The sequence below is a fragment of the Mesorhizobium sp. CNPSo 4670 genome (assembly GCF_057784235.1).
On the sequence record NZ_JBWJFQ010000003.1, the window covers coordinates 249,078 to 263,834 of the forward strand.

Sequence of the window (14,757 nt, forward strand, 5' to 3'; positions counted from 1 at the left end):
CCGTCGCCCGGATCACCCCAGCGTCAGCCCCGCCTTGCGTGCTTCGGCGCGCAGGAACGGCAATCCGACGCCAATCACATCGTCCGGATCGTCCGGCCACCGGCCGCTACGCCGCCAACCCGCCGGCAATGTCCACATCGACATGGTTCATGTTTCGCGCCGTGTGCGCAGGAAGCGGGAACGAAATCGCCCGCCAGGTGTTAGAAACTTATGATGAACACCACGGAACCCCACGGTCACGGGATGGTGGCCGATATTTTGAGCTTGGAAGTTGCCAATGCCAGGCAGCGCATCAACCGGACCGAGCTCGCGATTCAACGCACCGAAGAAATGCTGGCCGAGAACATTGCGCTGCGCAGCAGGATACAAACCGCGCAATGGCGCCTGGTCGAGGCTGCGGAGCGCTTGGTGAAGATTTCCAGCGCAACGGCGCCGCTGTAGCCGATAGCGGCGATCGCCTTCACCGTCGGTTTCCTCCCCCGGAATGCGGACTGTTGCCTGGCGAGCCAACGGATTCCCGCATCAAAACCTGGCAAGGCTCGAGCTGTGCTCTCGGCGGCCCCTCCCCGCCTTCAATCCTGGCAAACAGGGCGTCCATGGCGTGGCCGGCGATCTGGCGCACCGGCTGCACCACGGCGGCGATGGCCGGCCATGTCACCTGCATCCACTCGGCATCGTCGAAGCCGACCAGCGAAATGTCGTTGGGACAATGCCAGCCACGCCGGCGGAATTCGGACAGCGCCACCAGCGTGCCCTTGAGGAACAGCGAATAGACGGCGGTCGGGCGTGGGCCCCCGCCCCCACCTTCGCCTTGATTGAAATAGTCACGCAATTGCGACCTGAGCGGTTCGACATCACTTTCGGCAAGCACGACGTCGATGCGCACATCCGGCGCCAGCGCCAACGCGGTGCCGCGAAAGCCGTCGAGGCGAGCGTGCATCGTGGCTGCCTGTTCGCCAAGGCCGACAACCAGGATGTGGCGGTGGCCCTTGCCGATCAGTTCGCGCGCCACCTCGGCACTTGCCGCCGCGCTGTCGGCCGACACGGTGTCGAACGCATCGTCCGACAGCACGCGGTCGATCAGCACGCCGGTCATGCCGTTGGCCTTCATGAACCCGGCCGCCGGGCCGTGCTCGTTGCGCACCGGCGCCAGCACGACGCCGGCCACCCGCCAGTCATGCATGCGTTCGAGGATTTCCTTCTCACGCGCCTCGGATTCACGGCTCGATGCGGCCACCAGCGTATAGCCGCGCTGCTCGGCCAGGCCTTCGAGCTGGGTGATCATCTGGCCGAAGAACTCGCTCTCGAACTCCGGCATGATGGCACCGATGATGCGGCGCTTGGCCCGCCGCATGTCGGAGGCCAGCGGATCGACGCGGTAGCCCAAAAGCTCGACGGCGTCGAAGACACGGCGCGCATTCTCGGGCTTCACCGTGGTGACGCCGGCCATGACCTTAGAGACGGTGGCGGCCGACACGCCGGCATAGCTTGCCACGTCGTGGATCGACGGACGCCGCCGCTGGCCCTGCCTATGCGCCATTGGTCCTCCTCACGAGGCGCGGACGTCAGTATTTTTCGTCCGCTACCACACGAGTAAATCGATTTTTCGTGATTGTAAATCGTTTAATCGGAGGTATTTTGTCTCCGTGCATGTCGCCCAAAAGTGTGCAACGGGATAACGACATGTGCAAACTAAAAATGTGCGATGAGGTTCGCGCCCGGAGGAAATTGCTATGTCAGACAGCACCTTGCCGCTGGTCATCAGCGCGCCGGAACCGCGCACGCTCGACCTCATCTTCACGCCTCCGCAGTTGGCACGCTTCCGGAAAACATACCGTATCGTCGAGACGACACTCGACGGCGTCGCAAAATTGCCGGCCGATGTGCTGGCCGAAGCCCGCTACATCGTCGGCCAGCCGCCGATCACGCCTGAAACGCTGGACAAGATGAAGGCGCTGCGCTGCGTCTTCAACGTCGAGACCAACCTGATCAACAACATGCCCTACGAGACGCTGTTTGCGCGCGGTATCCATGTTGTCACCACCGGCCTGGTCTTCGCCGAGCCGGTGGCCGAGCTTGGCCTTGCCATGGCGCTCAACCTCGCCCGCGACATCGTTGATGCCGACCTCGCCTTTCGCCAGGGCAAGGAACTGTGGGGCGGCGACGGCAACCGGACGGCCCGGTTGCTGTCGGGCGCCGATGTCGGCATCATCGGCTTCGGCGATCTCGGTCGCGCGCTGAACCGGCTGCTGTCGGGCTTCCGCACCCGCACAAAAGTCTTCGATCCCTGGCTGCCGCCGTCGATCTTGATCGACAATGGCGTCGAGCCAGCCTCGCTCAACGAGGTGCTGTCGCAGAGCGACTTCGTCTTCGTCGTCGCTTCGGTGACCAGCGAGAACCAGGGTTTTCTCGGCGCCGATGCCTTTGCCGGCATGCGCAGGGGTGCGGCCTTCATCCTGCTCAGCCGTGCCGGCGTCGTCGATTTTCCCGCCCTGATGGCGGCGGTGAAAAGCGGCCATATCGTCGCCGCCAGCGACGTCTTCCCGGAAGAGCCACTGGCGCAAGACCATCCGGTTCGTGCCTTGCCCGGCTTCCTGCGCTCGGCCCACCGCGCCGGCGCGCTCGACAGCGCCTTCAAGCGCATGGGCGACATGGTGCTGGAGGACATGGACCTGATCGATCGTGGCCTGCCGCCGCTGCGCTCCAAGCGCGCCGAGCGCGAGACGGTATCGAGGATGCGTTCGAAGCCGGTGGATAAGAACTGAACCTGCCCGGTTGGCGCGCCATTCGATCCGGAGCTCAATCAAATACCGCCAGGGGATGTCGCGCGCGATCTCCGCCCGATACTTGTCCTGGCCTCGCAACTCAATGCCGCCCGGGTGTCCGAGAACATGACCCGGACTTTGGTCACTGGCGGGTCCGCCTGAAACTCTCAAGCAACTCGGTTTCATTGCTGCAGCCATTCTCGAACAGCGAGAACACCGTGGCTGCGAGCCGCTGCACGTCCGGCTCCGGCGACTTCGGATCAAGTTTGCGTTCAGAGCAGACCTGGTCGAAGACGCGTTGGCACAGTTTCAGATCGGAAGGATAGAAGCCGGGATGGCGCTTGTTAAGGCTCGACATGAGAAGCCCCCTCTTGGAACAGCGGCCACTTGCCTGACGATGTCCGCGCCGCCAACCGTAAAAATCGTACACTTTCCCGCCTGCCAAAGAAAGACGCGAGTCATCAGCCACGCTTCGAACGGATGACCAGTTGTGACATGGTGCCTTTGTCGTTAGCCGGCGGATTTTATCGACCGCCCCCGTGATCCGGCGTTCCGACTGGATATGTCGGTTTTGTACCAAGACGGGTTTGGTACGTTTCCGACACTAACGTTCAGGTCGATCTTTTCGTATGCGAACGGTGGTGGGGGCCGCCGTGCATCGAAATTCATACCGCATTCCTAGGTTTTTTAGTTCAAACTCCCTATATACGGGCCATCGTCGGCACGTTGATACGGGGCGCGGACGGCTGGGAGATGGGATGGCTCTTGCCCTGTATTGGGCCGCGCCATGACCGATCCTGATAAAAACCATCAATACCGAAATCAACTGCTGCGGCGCATGCCGGCGGATGACTTGGCGCTGCTCGAGCCCCATATGCAGCGCTGCGACCTGCCTTTGCGCCAGATACTGGTGAGCCCCAATACTCCGATCGAGGCCGTCTACTTCATCGAACGGGGCATCGGCTCGGTGGTCGCCAGCACGACCAGCGGCCACGAGGCCGAAGTGGGCTTCATCGGCTTCGAAGGCATGACGGGATCTTCCCTGGTGATGGGTGACGACCGTGCGGTGCATGCCTGCTATGTGCAGCTTGAAGGCGAGGCCATACGCATCGAAGCCGGCCCTTTCAATGCAGCCCTTGCGGCAAGTGCGACCTTGCGGATGTTCCTGCTGCGCTTCGTCAACGCGCTGCAGACCCAGGCCGGCTGCACCGCGCTCGTCAACGCGAGGCTGAAGCTCGAGGAGCGGCTGGCGCGGTGGCTGCTCATGTGCGACGACCGGGTGCCTGGCGAAACCCTCTCCATCACGCACGAATTCCTGGCCATCATGCTTGGCGTTCGGCGGCCAGGCGTCACCGTTGCCCTCCAGTTGCTGGAAGGCCGCGCGCTGATCCGTTCGCGCCGCGGCGAAATCGTCATCCGCGACCGCGCCGGACTGGAAGAACTCGCCAACGGCAGTTACGGCGAAGCCGAGGCCGAATATGTCAGGCTGGTCGGCGAGATCGATGCCGACTGATCAAGAACGCCGTACCGACGGCTTGCCCGATGACGTCGCTTTGCCGGGCCGCGTCGCACCGACTTCATAGGCATCCGCCGCGCTGTTCCGGCTCATCGGCCCCTCTCTGCCGATTGGCCCATCTCTGCCGATCGGCAAGCCTGCATGCTCCAGGCTCGCGAGCTTGCATTTCGTCTGTTCGGCCGCCGCTCCGACAAGGCAATCTATGGCGAACATGTCGCCGACGTGATCGCTCGCGGCCACCGCCTGGCGTATCTTGCTCAATTGCGTCTGCGTATAGTCCAGAAGCTCGACCAGGCGGGTATGATCCAAACCGCCCTCCATCATAGGATGTCGAGTGGCCGATCCAGGTCGCTCTTGGCTTTTTGAAATACGCCCATTTGCCTGGCTTGCATAGGCGGATTGTCGAAAACGTACAGTTTGCAGCTCGCAGCCGGCCGCGCTATTGGCCAAAGGTCCCTCTTCGCGAGGCCATTGCGGCATGCGAGGTTGAGAAATATAAGCTATCGCTTGGATAAGCGCTCCGTACGTCGCGGGGGGCGATGTCGTGCCAATTCGCGAGAATCTCGCCGCCAACCTCAGGCGGCTGGTGCAACGCCACGCTTCCGTGAGCGCGGTGTGCCGTGAGCTTGGCATCAACCGCACCCAGTTCGAGCGCTATCTGCAAGGCCAGGCCATTCCGAACAAAGCCACCGCCAGGCTGATCTGCGGCTTCTTCAAGATTGACGAGAACGATCTGTATCGCGAGCCCGCTGCCGCGGCAGCCAGCGACAGCCACGCATCGCTACGCCAGAGACTGTATGAGACCATGGTGCATCCCCCCTCGCCGGCCATCGCCGGTGGCACCTATTTCACCTATTTTTCGGTCCCCGGCCGCCCCGACCTTCTGATGCGCTCGATCACCTTCGTGCAGCGTGAGACCGAGCTGGTCACCTTCAGGCGCGTGACACGGTGGGCTCCAGGCGACAGCCAGGGCGGAGCACGAGCTCCCGGCAACCACTACGGCGTGGTGATCTCGCGCCTGAACTGGATCTATTTCAGCGGCATCAACAGCCGCCCGACCGGCGAGCCGTCGATCATGGCCGTGCAATGGGCCCCCATCTCGGAGCCGGTCCTGGTCGGCAGGGCCATCGTCCTGACGGAATCAGGGCCAACCTTCGTGTCGGCCATCATGCGGCGGGACCTCACCAGGATCAGCCTGAAACAGGCGATGCGGATGGCCCACATCGTCAGGCTCGATGACCCCGACGTCGATCATCTGGTGGCCAGCCTCGCGCGCGAGGCCTGACGCAATAGATCCGGAACAACAGACGATGCGGCGCTGCCGGTGGAAGGGCGCCTCCCTTTTTCCGCCATGTTGCACTGCGAAAGATATGTTGCATTGCGGTGTCAGCCTGCCCGGCCGACACTTGCGACGGGCTGGGCCAAGAGGTGGGCCAAGCGCTGGGCTTGCACGAAGGAGCCGTCGTGGCAGCATCGTTCCGGCCGGACATACAGGGATTGCGCGCGCTCGCCGTCGGCGGTGTCGTCGCCTATCATTTCGGCCTCTCCGCTCTGCCCGGCGGCTTTGCCGGCGTCGACATCTTCTTCGTCATCTCCGGCTGGCTGATCACCACCCACCTTATGCAGGAGATCGGCGACACCGGCAGGCTCGACCTCTGGCGTTTCTATGCCAGGCGCGCGCGGCGCCTTTTGCCGGCGGCACTGTTCGTCATCCTGGCCACGCTTGCCTCCGGCTACTTCATCCTGGCGCCGCAGGAGCAGGCGCTCTATTCGCGCGGCGCCATGTTCGCCTCCGCCTACGCCATCAATCTGTGGCTGCTGCGCTGGTCGTTCGACTATTTCGCCGCGGACGCCACCAGCAATCCCTTCATCCACTTCTGGTCGCTGTCGGTGGAGGAGCAGTTCTACCTGGCCTGGCCGGCGCTGCTTCTGCTGGCGGCCTGGTTGCGTCCGGGCCGGCGAACGGCCGCGGCCGTGATCGGCGTCGCCGGCCTCGCCTCCTTCGTCGCCTGCGCCTGGCTGACCAGCGCGGCACCGGCATGGGCCTTCTATTTTTCGCCGCTGCGTGCCTGGGAGTTCGCCGCCGGCGGTCTGGCGACGCTGGTCCCAGTGACTTTCCTGCTGCATCGTCCATGGCCGCGCGCTGCCCTTGGCTGGCTCGGCCTGGCGCTGATTTCGGCGGCCTATCTGTGGCTGAGCGAGGACCTGCGGTTTCCCGGCTACCTGGCGCTGCTGCCGGTTGCCGGCACTGTGCTGGTGCTGTTGAGCGGGGCCGCCGAGGAGCAGGTCGGCAAGCGGACCAAGGGGCGGACCGACTGGCAGGCTATCGGTCCGGCTGCCGCTCTGTCGCTGCCGCCCCTGCAATGGGTCGGCGCGCTCTCCTATTCCCTCTATCTCTGGCACTGGCCGGTCATCGTTTATGCCCAGATGCTGGTGCCGGATCTCAGTGCGCTGCAGCGCCTCGGTTGCGGCGCGCTGGCCTTGGCGCTGTCGGTGTTCACCTATCGCCTGGTCGAGAACCCCGGACGGCGCGCCGGCTGGCTGACGGTGGGCGCCAGGGTTCCTTATCTCAGCGCAATTCCAGACGGAAAAGCGCGTCTCATTTTTCCTGCAATTGCGCTCGCTCCCGCGCTGGCGCTGACCGGTGCCGGCGTGGCGATGGCGTATGCCAATGCGCATCTGGCCCAGCGCAACATCGACCCTGAGCAGCGCGGCATCGAGCAGGCGGCCGAACAACCCTCCATCGCGCGCGCTGTCGACAAGAGTTGCCTGCTCGACTTCCACACGGTGACGCCCAAACCCTGCACATTCGGCCCCACCGATGCCGCCCACACCATCGTGCTGTTCGGCGATTCGCATGCCGACCACTGGTCGACGCCGCTGATCGAGGCGGCCAAGCGCAACGATACTAAGGTGGTCACCTATCTCAAATCATCGTGTCGTGCCTCGCGGCTCTCCACCTTCAACACCGTGCTGAAACGCGACTACACCGAATGCGACGCCTGGCGCGAGCAGGCGATATCGGACATCATCGCCCGCAAGCCGCGCCTTGTGGTGATCTCGGAATTCTCCATCGGCAATCTGACGCGTGACATGCCCGCCGCCAGCCGCACCGCCGAGACCGCGCGCTGGCAGGCAGGCCTGCGCTCGACCTTGCAAGCGTTCAGCCGGGCCGGCGTCGAGGCCGCGGTGATCCGCGACACGCCGATCAACGCAAGCTTCGCCGACTCCTGCGTGGCGCGCGCGCTGTGGTGGCGCGAGGCGCCATCGCCGCACTGCGACACGCCAAGGACCGAGGCCGCCAATGACGGCGCGGCCGCCGCCGAGCGCGCCGTCGTGACCAGCGTGCCCGACACGCTCTATGTCGACCTCACCGACCATTTCTGCGGCCACACCGCCTGCCACGTCTTCATCGGCGGCAAGCTGGCCTTCCGTGACCGCCACCACCTCGCCACCGCGTTTGCCGAGACGCTGGAGCGGCCGCTGGAAAAGGCGTTATTTTGAAAACCAGCGCCCGCCCTCCTACCGCCACCCACCCGACGCCGTAATCCGCTCTCCAGTTACCCAACCCGCCTCGTCGGACGCCAGAAACACCGCCACCCGCGCAATGTCGTCGGGCTGGCCAAAGCGGCCGAGCGGGGTGACCGCCACCAGCGCCTCCTCGTGTTCGCTGCCGACGATGCCGACGCGCTGCAACCCTTCGGTGTCGACACCGCCCGGGGCGATCGCATTGACGCGGATGTGGCGGCTGCCCAGCTCACGCGCCATCGACAGCGTGATCGAATCCACCGCCGCCTTGGTGGCGGCATAGACCAGCGAATTGGGCTGCGGGTTGAAGCTGGCGACCGAGCCGATGTTGATGATGCTGCCGCCGGCCGGCCCGAAATGCTTCACCGCTTCCTGGATGGCGAGCACGACGCCCAGCACATTGGTGTCGAATTCGCGGTGGAACTCGGCCTCTGTCACCGCCTCCAGCGGCTCGAACTGGAACACGCCGGCATTGTTGACCAGGATGTCGGCGCCGCCGAACAAGGACTTTGCCGCTTCGAACAGGCCGCGCACGTCAGCCGCTTGCGCGACATCGCCCTTCACCGCTACCGCCCGGCCGCCGGCATCCGCGATGGCGGCCACGACGCGCTCGGCCCCTTCCCGCGATGAGGCATAGTTGACCACGACAGCCGAGCCCGCCGCCGCCAGCCCCTTGGCGATGGCTGCTCCAATGCCCTTCGATGCGCCGGTGACGATGGCGACCTTGCCGTTCAGACTGCTCATCCATGCTCTCCTTGTGATCCTGACGATGAGCGGTATTTAAGCGCGCCTAAAAAGCGTATTAGATTATCAGAACGCCGTTCTTTCTTGCCTGGAATTCCGTAATCAGTTTCTTCTCGACATGCGATGATGCCGTCATGACCACCATCCTCGAAAAGACCGCCGGCCTCGTCGCCTTCGTGCGCACGGTGGATGCCGGCTCGTTCCAGGCCGCCAGCCGGCTGATCGGCTCCAGCCCGTCGGCCGTGTCGAAGAGCGTGGGTAAGCTGGAGCGGCGGCTCGGCGCAAAACTCATCCAGCGCTCGACGCGCCGGCTGGGGCTGACCAGCGAAGGCATCGCTTATTACGAGCGCGTGGCGCCGCTGCTGCGGGCGCTCGACGATGCGCAGGACATCGTGCAGAGCACCGGCACGGCGCGCGGCCTGTTGCGTGTCACCGCCCCGGTCGAACTCGGCCGCGGCCTCGTCGCTTCATGGGTGCAGCTGTTTCTGGCAGAGCAACCGGAAGTGAAGCTGGAACTCAGCGTCACGGACCGCCACGCCGACCTGATCCGCGAAAACTACGATGTGGCGGTCCGCATGGGCGCGCTGGCCGATGCCGGGCTCACGGCGCGGCGCATCGCCAGCCTGCCTATCGTGTTGGTGGCCGCTCCCGCCTATCTCCAGCGTCGAGGCTTTCCAGCCTCGATCGACGATCTGCGACACCACGATTTCGTCCGCTATGTCTCGGCCGGCCGCCCGCGGCCCATCACCTTCGCCGACGGCACGCAGATCGTGCCCGACGGCCGCTTCGACACCGACGACGGCGGCGCCATCCGCAACGCGGCGCTTTCCGGCGCCGGCATCGCCCACCTCATGCAAGTCGCCGTACAAGACGACCTCGACACCGCCCGCCTCGTGCGCGTCCTGCCGGAGGTGCCGATGCCAACCATGCCGGTCCACATCCTACATGCCTTCGGCCGCCAACTGCCGGCGCGGGCAAGGCTCTTCGTGGAGTTTTTGGCGAGGCAGATGGGGAGGTTGGGAAGGTAGTTCCCTCTCCCGTTTACGGCAGGGCAATCGCCTATAAAATTCCTGACATGTCGCCCGGCACCGCGCCCCCAGTGTCCGCATTGTTCGTCTCATCTTACAAATCTATGGAACGGGGCCGCGCCTCGGGGGTTATATTAGGCTAACCTTGAAAAGGAGGTAGCCATGAAGAAGCTCCTGCTTGTTTCGGTTATCGCCATTGCTTCAGCGGCGGCGATGATCGCTCCCGCGGATGCCGGTAGTCGCATCACGATCGGCATCGGCGGCTATGCCGACGACTATTACGGCAACGGCTATTACAATGGTTATGGTGACTACGGCGATCGCTACGCCTATCGCCGCTACTACCAGGACGAGTCCTACGACAACGGCTACAGGCCGCGTTATTACCACCGGCACCACCGTTGCCACATCGAACTGGTCAAGCACTGGCGCCATCACCACAGGATCATCGAGGAAATCCGTGTCTGCGGATAACCTGATCCGGGAAGATTGATCCGGCCGGCATTGCCGGTCGGGTCGCCTGTCACCCGACCCTTCTCCCCACCATCATCCCATAGTGCACCGCCAGCAGGTCCAGTCCGACCTTCAAGAGCTTCGTCACCACATCCCGCCCCTCGCCGGTCTGCTCGGCCAGGCTCTTGATCGAGCCGCCGGCGCAGCAGACTTTCTGCACCACGGCGACCACCTCCCAATGGCATAGCGCCCTGCTCGCGGCGGCGTGGGCGCGGCCAGCGTCGAGCACGCTGTCGGCGATGCCGCCGCCGTGCCGACCGCCGTCGACGCGCTCGCTCCAGCGCATCGGCTTCACGCTCGCCTGCTGGCTGCAGCGGAAATCCTCGCGGTAGCGCAAGCCGGCCTCGCGCTGCTGACGCGACAGCGAGGTGATGCCCAGCAGCGGATCCACATTGCGCACTCGCACGATGCCGCCGGTGGAGGTGAAGCCGTCATTCGACACCTCGTAGACGCGGCCCGCTTCCAGCGTGCCGGCGGCCAGCCGCTTGCGGCCGAAGTCATCGTCCTTCAGCGCGAAATCATGGCCGATCTCGCGGCGGATGCGCACCTGCTCGGCCTCGCTCTTCGGCAGTTTTGGCGCCTGCGGTCTTGCGGCTCTGGTTCTCTTGCTCACGGGAGGCTCCTGGCTGGAATTGGGTTCTTGGACTGGGCCGTACAGAACCTGGGTTCTGACACCCCGCCCCTCGCCGCGAGAAACTCGCGGATAGCGCGGCGTTTTGCGCAACTCGATGCAGAGCTGCTCTGGAGGGGCAAAACCAAGCCTTGCCACGGCTGCGGCCATATCCGCGTCCGGACTAATGGAACCAGCGCGAACTTTCGACGTTATGTCGCGTCCATACCAAGGGGAGGTTTGCCAATGACAGCTTTCGTGCCGGTTACGCTGCGCTTTTGCGACAACAGAACAATGCTGGTCGGCTCGGTGGCCGAGGCCGCCGACGCGCTCAGGCAGCAATGGCCAGACAAGACAGCACCTGGCTATGTCGAGGCGGCCCGGCTCGTCGCCCTGGCCGTGGACGGCACCTGTTGCCAGCGCATTGCCTTCGACGCCCTCACCAGGGCGGCCAGGCAACAGAATATATTGGTGGCCAGGCCAAGAAGCCGCGCCCATGCCTGGCTGGACGCCGTGGTCAGCCCATGAGGGTTGTGAGGTTGGTGGGCAGGGCCGGGCCGAAAATGTGATGCAACCGCCAGCCAGCGTGGCGCGTTGATAAGAGCGGGGTTTCCAGCCCCGCGCAGAGTGAAGGTGAACGCCGTGGGTACGATGAAGACCGGAGTGCCGCTGAAGGTGCGGATCGACGGGCAGATCGAAGAGATCGACTGCGTCAACGACGCCGCCGACTTCCTGCAGCGCTGGCCGCTCGAGCGGCGCGGCCATGTCTACCGCAGCGCCCTTAACGCCTGCAGCGCTGCGATCGCAGCGCAGATTTCCGAATCCGACGCCATGAAAGTGTTCACCGGCTTTGCCAGGGTGGCCGACATCCTGGAGGCCGAAGGCGGACCGGCCATGACGCTCGAGACCAGGACCGTGCAAAGCCGCATGCCCAAGCAAGGCCGGCAGATACCGAAATAGGGCGACGAGGTTTCTTTCTCCCCGTTCACGGGGTGAAATGCCCGCCAGGGCAATGAGGGGCGGCGCCAGCGCTTCGGTCGGATGCTTCAAGTTCATATCTGTTTTCAATCCCGCCACGTCAGCGCCCTCCTCATCCGCCTGCCGGCACCTTCTCCCCCGTAAACGGGAGAAGGAATGCTAACCCGCCTCCGCCTCAAAAACGCGGCGGCGGAAGCGCGCCTGGTGATAGGTGCAATAGCTCTTCAGCGCCTTGGTCCGCATGCCGCAGCACAGCATGTCGGCGCCCGGCCGGCCGCCCGGCGTATCCCCCTCTTCGGCAATGGACTTGTCGAGGTCCGCCTCCAGCGTCAGGTCCAGCGGCGCGCGGCAGCGGCCGAACAGGCAGTCTATGAAGCGCGTCGCCACGCCATGTGGCTGCCGGCCGAGGGCCGCACGAGGCGGCACTGGCATCTCCAGGCGATAGGCTTCGCCGTCGGCCACCAGCACACCCCCGCGCACCAACAGTCGTGGCGGCTCGCGCTTCGGCCGGACCGGCATGCTGGCGACGCCGGTGACGCGCGCGATGTCGATCGTGCTGGCGGCCACCTTGGCGATGGCTATGCCCGTTCCATTCGCCCGCTTGCTCGCCTTGCGTTTGCCGGCTGGCAGCCGCTTGCCACTGGCAAAGCCGATCGCGTCCAGCATGGCGTTGCGGTGCACGATGCCGATGATGGCGTTGCGTGACACGCGCGCGCCGCGCAGCGCAGTGAAAGCCGCCGCGATCTTCGAGGCGGAAAGCCCGTCCTTCAGCCAGCGGGCGATCTCTTGCAATTCGGCGTCGGTGTAGCTTGCCATCTCAGGGCTCCATCCAAAGTTCCAAAGTTCTGCCTTCGGCTGCCCGACGTCAGGCAAACGTCAGGGGTTCGTCCCAGTTGGCCGGCCCGCAGTCAGGGTTGTCCTGTTCGAGGCCGACTGCCGCCGGTTCGCCTCAGGCTGCGCGGGCCCGCCGCCTGGCCGGGTGAGCGAGGCGTGAAAGCCGTGCCTCGGCAATTTTTCTGTCGGAGGCGGAAACCGCCTCACCCGTCAGCGCGTCGAGCAGGATGACAGTGCCGTCCTGCGTGCGGATGCATGACCGGCCTGCTGGACCGGCAGAACCCGGGCCAGGGCCATCTCGATCGAATGGGGGGCCGGAGTCGCTGGGAGCGGCGGCTCCGGCCGTTCCGGTCGCCCGTGACGGGCGGACCGGACCCGAGGCCGATGCAATCAGGCAAGGAGCCTCGGGCTTCGCCCCGGCCGGGGAGGACGGCCGGTGCGGAAGGAAATGGCTGACGGTGGTGGTGACCGCCGGATGAGCCTCGCGTGAGGCCGGCGCCACGGCGCCATGGAGACTGGACAGGTTTTGCATGACAATATATAAGCATAACTCAAAAGTGCATGCAAGCCATTCTTTCATAGACGAGAGCCACTTTCATCGCTCACATGGGCGCCATGGCAAAAACGCAACTGTCGATCAAGGTCGGGGCGGCGATCCGCCAGGCGCGCAAGCAGCGCGGCCTGGTCATGCGCCATATTGCCGAGCACAACGACACCGATGTCGCCGCCGTCGGCAATTGGGAAACCGGGCGCAACCTGCCCAAGACCGAGAACCTTTTGAAGACCGCCGCCTTCCTGCGCGTCGACCCGGTGGCGTTGGGCAAGGGCGAGGTCGTCTTCCTCGACGATGCCGGCCCGGTCGCTGACGTGGAGATCGTCACCGATGCCGGCCCACCGCCCGCCGGACCGATGGATATCCCGGTGCTGGGCGCTGCCGTCGGCGGCGACGACGGCGATTTCACCTTGAACGGCGAGCCGGCCGGCTATGTCCAGCGTCCGCCCGGCATCCGCAACCTCCCCAAGGTGTTTGCGCTGCACGTGCTGTCCGATTCCATGGTGCCGCGTTACGAACCGGGCGACATGATCTATTGCGGCGGCCGCGAGGCGGTGCCCGGCGACCATGTCGTCATCGAGACCTTTCCCGAAGAAAACGAGCGCAACGGCAAGGCCTTCATCAAGAAGCTGGTCAAGCGCACCACTGCGGAGTTGGTGGTCGAGCAGTACAATCCGCCGAAGACCCTGACCTTCAACCGCTACGCCATAAAACAGGTCTGGCGCGTCATCCCGCTCAAGGAACTTCTGGGGTATTAGGGCGCCGGCTCCCGCAGCGCCCCTCTCCTCACGCCCGCCTCGAACCCTCCAGCGGCGCCTCGCGGTCGTTCAGCATCCGGGCTTCGCTGCGCACGCGCTGGCGCTCGTCGATGAACGCCGCCTGGATCGAAATGGCCACGCCCGGCAGCCCGTCGGCGCGGCAGGCCGAGCAGACGATGCGGCCTGAAAGGGCGGCCAGCGGCGTATTCCCCGACACCCCGAACCGCTTCAGCTGATCGGGCCGCCACCATCTGTTACGGCCGCAATCGGCGCACTCGACCGATATTGAGGCGACATGCGCGATCACTGGTTCCTTGCCTGGCAATGCCATCGCCCCTGCCTCGCCTTTGTTCCTGATTTGTTCGCATAATCCTGTGTTTTAGGCCGCGAGTCGAGTCGCCCATCTCAAAGATTCCCAAAAGTTTTTCTTCTACATTTATTTGAGTTATGCTTATATCAACTCACAAATGTGAGTCGGGGCGCGAACCGCCCGCCGCATCGTATCCGGGAGTGACGATGGACGCCCTTGCCGCCGATTTCGCCCGCGCCTGCGGTTACACCGGCGACAGCCCTGCTCTGCTCGAAGCTTTCGACACGATCCGCCGCAACGGCATCGAGCGCGCCCGCGAGGATCATGTCAGGCGCAAGGCCGTCATCGACGCGCTGAAACATTCGGAGGCGCTGTTCCTGGCGGCGATCGGTCCGGCGCTGTCGGCGCAAGAAGCCCTCGAGGACGCCGCCCGCTTCATCGCCTTCTGGCGCAACATGCCGCGCTTGCGCCAGGAGCGGCGCCTGCCCGACCTCATCAGAGCCAAACAGCAGCGCCTGGTGGCACGCTACTTCCGCCGTTACGGTCACCGGCTCTGGGCGTTGGAAGCGGCCTGACGAGCAGGCATCCAATAGCTTGCCTCCCTATCCGTCCAGCACCCC

At 64.7% G+C, this 14,757-nt stretch carries 19 protein-coding genes; 11 read left to right on the plus strand and 8 right to left on the minus strand.

The genetic code is table 11. The features are described 5' to 3' along the window. Window positions 1-12 precede the first annotated feature (12 nt). Window positions 13-144: a hypothetical protein gene (locus tag AC0ZT5_RS07495; RefSeq protein ID WP_488495902.1), complete on the minus strand. Its 132-nt coding sequence runs from the start codon at window positions 142-144 to the stop codon at window positions 13-15. A gap of 69 nt (window positions 145-213) precedes the next feature. On the opposite strand from AC0ZT5_RS07495, the gene AC0ZT5_RS07500 reads away from it, so the two are divergent. Continuing rightward, complete coding sequence (locus AC0ZT5_RS07500) at window positions 214-441, plus strand: hypothetical protein (RefSeq protein WP_477283045.1); 228 nt, start codon at window positions 214-216, stop codon at window positions 439-441. 19 nt (window positions 442-460) lie between these two features. Here AC0ZT5_RS07500 and AC0ZT5_RS07505 read toward each other — a convergent pair whose 3' ends face one another. Continuing rightward, window positions 461-1,540 carry a LacI family DNA-binding transcriptional regulator gene (locus tag AC0ZT5_RS07505; protein WP_488495903.1) on the minus strand — a complete coding sequence of 360 codons (1,080 nt, stop codon included), beginning with the start codon at window positions 1,538-1,540 and terminating at the stop codon, window positions 461-463. A gap of 193 nt (window positions 1,541-1,733) precedes the next feature. Here AC0ZT5_RS07505 and AC0ZT5_RS07510 point away from each other — a divergent pair, with 193 nt between their 5' ends. Next, complete coding sequence (locus AC0ZT5_RS07510) at window positions 1,734-2,765, plus strand: hydroxyacid dehydrogenase (RefSeq protein ID WP_488495904.1); 1,032 nt, start codon at window positions 1,734-1,736, stop codon at window positions 2,763-2,765. Window positions 2,766-2,907: 142 nt separating this feature from the next. Here AC0ZT5_RS07510 and AC0ZT5_RS07515 read toward each other — a convergent pair whose 3' ends face one another. Then, a complete protein-coding gene (locus AC0ZT5_RS07515) occupies window positions 2,908-3,123 on the minus strand; it encodes a hypothetical protein (RefSeq protein WP_477283039.1) in 216 nt (71 codons plus the stop codon). Between the two features lie 429 nt (window positions 3,124-3,552). On the opposite strand from AC0ZT5_RS07515, the gene AC0ZT5_RS07520 reads away from it, so the two are divergent. Continuing rightward, on the plus strand, window positions 3,553-4,278 hold the full coding sequence (locus tag AC0ZT5_RS07520) for a Crp/Fnr family transcriptional regulator (protein ID WP_477283037.1): 726 nt from the start codon (window positions 3,553-3,555) through the stop codon (window positions 4,276-4,278). Here the strand turns inward: AC0ZT5_RS07520 and AC0ZT5_RS07525 are convergent, their stop codons facing one another. Then, the gene (locus tag AC0ZT5_RS07525; protein ID WP_488495905.1) at window positions 4,279-4,731 is read right to left on the minus strand and encodes a hypothetical protein; all 453 of its coding nucleotides are present in this window, start codon (window positions 4,729-4,731) and stop codon (window positions 4,279-4,281) included. Between the two features lie 94 nt (window positions 4,732-4,825). Here AC0ZT5_RS07525 and AC0ZT5_RS07530 point away from each other — a divergent pair, with 94 nt between their 5' ends. Together AC0ZT5_RS07530 and AC0ZT5_RS07535 are read left to right on the plus strand one after the other, a co-directional pair. Next, window positions 4,826-5,566 (plus strand): XRE family transcriptional regulator, encoded by a 741-nt coding sequence (locus AC0ZT5_RS07530; protein WP_488495906.1) that lies wholly within the window; start codon window positions 4,826-4,828, stop codon window positions 5,564-5,566. Between the two features lie 179 nt (window positions 5,567-5,745). After that, window positions 5,746-7,785 carry an acyltransferase family protein gene (locus AC0ZT5_RS07535; RefSeq protein ID WP_488495907.1) on the plus strand — a complete coding sequence of 680 codons (2,040 nt, stop codon included), beginning with the start codon at window positions 5,746-5,748 and terminating at the stop codon, window positions 7,783-7,785. Window positions 7,786-7,803: 18 nt separating this feature from the next. Here AC0ZT5_RS07535 and AC0ZT5_RS07540 read toward each other — a convergent pair whose 3' ends face one another. Further along, window positions 7,804-8,553, minus strand: coding sequence for a glucose 1-dehydrogenase (locus AC0ZT5_RS07540; protein ID WP_488495908.1), 750 nt, complete (start codon window positions 8,551-8,553; stop codon window positions 7,804-7,806). A 134-nt stretch (window positions 8,554-8,687) separates the two neighbouring features. Here AC0ZT5_RS07540 and AC0ZT5_RS07545 point away from each other — a divergent pair, with 134 nt between their 5' ends. Continuing rightward, window positions 8,688-9,581 carry a LysR family transcriptional regulator gene (locus AC0ZT5_RS07545; protein WP_488495909.1) on the plus strand — a complete coding sequence of 298 codons (894 nt, stop codon included), beginning with the start codon at window positions 8,688-8,690 and terminating at the stop codon, window positions 9,579-9,581. A 162-nt stretch (window positions 9,582-9,743) separates the two neighbouring features. Beyond that, window positions 9,744-10,055 (plus strand): hypothetical protein, encoded by a 312-nt coding sequence (locus tag AC0ZT5_RS07550; protein ID WP_488495910.1) that lies wholly within the window; start codon window positions 9,744-9,746, stop codon window positions 10,053-10,055. A gap of 49 nt (window positions 10,056-10,104) precedes the next feature. On the opposite strand, the gene AC0ZT5_RS07555 is transcribed toward AC0ZT5_RS07550, so the two are convergent. After that, complete coding sequence (locus AC0ZT5_RS07555) at window positions 10,105-10,707, minus strand: DUF6456 domain-containing protein (protein WP_488495911.1); 603 nt, start codon at window positions 10,705-10,707, stop codon at window positions 10,105-10,107. 243 nt (window positions 10,708-10,950) lie between these two features. Between AC0ZT5_RS07555 and AC0ZT5_RS07560 the strand changes: the two genes are divergently transcribed. Together AC0ZT5_RS07560 and AC0ZT5_RS07565 are read left to right on the plus strand one after the other, a co-directional pair. Then, the gene (locus AC0ZT5_RS07560) at window positions 10,951-11,232 is read left to right on the plus strand and encodes a DUF982 domain-containing protein (protein WP_488495912.1); all 282 of its coding nucleotides are present in this window, start codon (window positions 10,951-10,953) and stop codon (window positions 11,230-11,232) included. Between the two features lie 123 nt (window positions 11,233-11,355). After that, window positions 11,356-11,664 carry a DUF982 domain-containing protein gene (locus tag AC0ZT5_RS07565; protein WP_457150586.1) on the plus strand — a complete coding sequence of 103 codons (309 nt, stop codon included), beginning with the start codon at window positions 11,356-11,358 and terminating at the stop codon, window positions 11,662-11,664. Between the two features lie 177 nt (window positions 11,665-11,841). Here the strand turns inward: AC0ZT5_RS07565 and AC0ZT5_RS07570 are convergent, their stop codons facing one another. Beyond that, complete coding sequence (locus tag AC0ZT5_RS07570; RefSeq protein WP_488495913.1) at window positions 11,842-12,498, minus strand: GcrA cell cycle regulator; 657 nt, start codon at window positions 12,496-12,498, stop codon at window positions 11,842-11,844. A 624-nt stretch (window positions 12,499-13,122) separates the two neighbouring features. Between AC0ZT5_RS07570 and AC0ZT5_RS07575 the strand changes: the two genes are divergently transcribed. Next, window positions 13,123-13,827, plus strand: coding sequence for an XRE family transcriptional regulator (locus AC0ZT5_RS07575; protein ID WP_488495914.1), 705 nt, complete (start codon window positions 13,123-13,125; stop codon window positions 13,825-13,827). Window positions 13,828-13,855: 28 nt separating this feature from the next. On the opposite strand, the gene AC0ZT5_RS07580 is transcribed toward AC0ZT5_RS07575, so the two are convergent. Beyond that, window positions 13,856-14,158, minus strand: coding sequence for a hypothetical protein (locus AC0ZT5_RS07580; RefSeq protein ID WP_488495915.1), 303 nt, complete (start codon window positions 14,156-14,158; stop codon window positions 13,856-13,858). 185 nt (window positions 14,159-14,343) lie between these two features. On the opposite strand from AC0ZT5_RS07580, the gene AC0ZT5_RS07585 reads away from it, so the two are divergent. Then, window positions 14,344-14,712 (plus strand): hypothetical protein, encoded by a 369-nt coding sequence (locus AC0ZT5_RS07585; RefSeq protein ID WP_488495916.1) that lies wholly within the window; start codon window positions 14,344-14,346, stop codon window positions 14,710-14,712. The last annotated feature ends 45 nt before the right edge of the window (window positions 14,713-14,757 follow it).

Bases quoted from the DNA above. Each gene is read 5' to 3' on its own strand.
- AC0ZT5_RS07495 (WP_488495902.1), bottom strand. From the start codon at position 144: ATGTCGATGTGGACATTGCCGGCGGGTTGGCGGCGTAGCGGCCGGTGG.
- AC0ZT5_RS07500 (WP_477283045.1), top strand. From the start codon at position 214: ATGAACACCACGGAACCCCACGGTCACGGGATGGTGGCCGATATTTTG.
- AC0ZT5_RS07505 (WP_488495903.1), bottom strand. From the start codon at position 1,540: ATGGCGCATAGGCAGGGCCAGCGGCGGCGTCCGTCGATCCACGACGTG.
- AC0ZT5_RS07510 (WP_488495904.1), top strand. From the start codon at position 1,734: ATGTCAGACAGCACCTTGCCGCTGGTCATCAGCGCGCCGGAACCGCGC.
- AC0ZT5_RS07515 (WP_477283039.1), bottom strand. From the start codon at position 3,123: ATGTCGAGCCTTAACAAGCGCCATCCCGGCTTCTATCCTTCCGATCTG.
- AC0ZT5_RS07520 (WP_477283037.1), top strand. From the start codon at position 3,553: ATGACCGATCCTGATAAAAACCATCAATACCGAAATCAACTGCTGCGG.
- AC0ZT5_RS07540 (WP_488495908.1), bottom strand. From the start codon at position 8,553: ATGAGCAGTCTGAACGGCAAGGTCGCCATCGTCACCGGCGCATCGAAG.
- AC0ZT5_RS07545 (WP_488495909.1), top strand. From the start codon at position 8,688: ATGACCACCATCCTCGAAAAGACCGCCGGCCTCGTCGCCTTCGTGCGC.
- AC0ZT5_RS07550 (WP_488495910.1), top strand. From the start codon at position 9,744: ATGAAGAAGCTCCTGCTTGTTTCGGTTATCGCCATTGCTTCAGCGGCG.
- AC0ZT5_RS07560 (WP_488495912.1), top strand. From the start codon at position 10,951: ATGACAGCTTTCGTGCCGGTTACGCTGCGCTTTTGCGACAACAGAACA.
- AC0ZT5_RS07565 (WP_457150586.1), top strand. From the start codon at position 11,356: ATGAAGACCGGAGTGCCGCTGAAGGTGCGGATCGACGGGCAGATCGAA.
- AC0ZT5_RS07570 (WP_488495913.1), bottom strand. From the start codon at position 12,498: ATGGCAAGCTACACCGACGCCGAATTGCAAGAGATCGCCCGCTGGCTG.
- AC0ZT5_RS07575 (WP_488495914.1), top strand. From the start codon at position 13,123: ATGGGCGCCATGGCAAAAACGCAACTGTCGATCAAGGTCGGGGCGGCG.
- AC0ZT5_RS07580 (WP_488495915.1), bottom strand. From the start codon at position 14,158: ATGGCATTGCCAGGCAAGGAACCAGTGATCGCGCATGTCGCCTCAATA.
- AC0ZT5_RS07585 (WP_488495916.1), top strand. From the start codon at position 14,344: ATGGACGCCCTTGCCGCCGATTTCGCCCGCGCCTGCGGTTACACCGGC.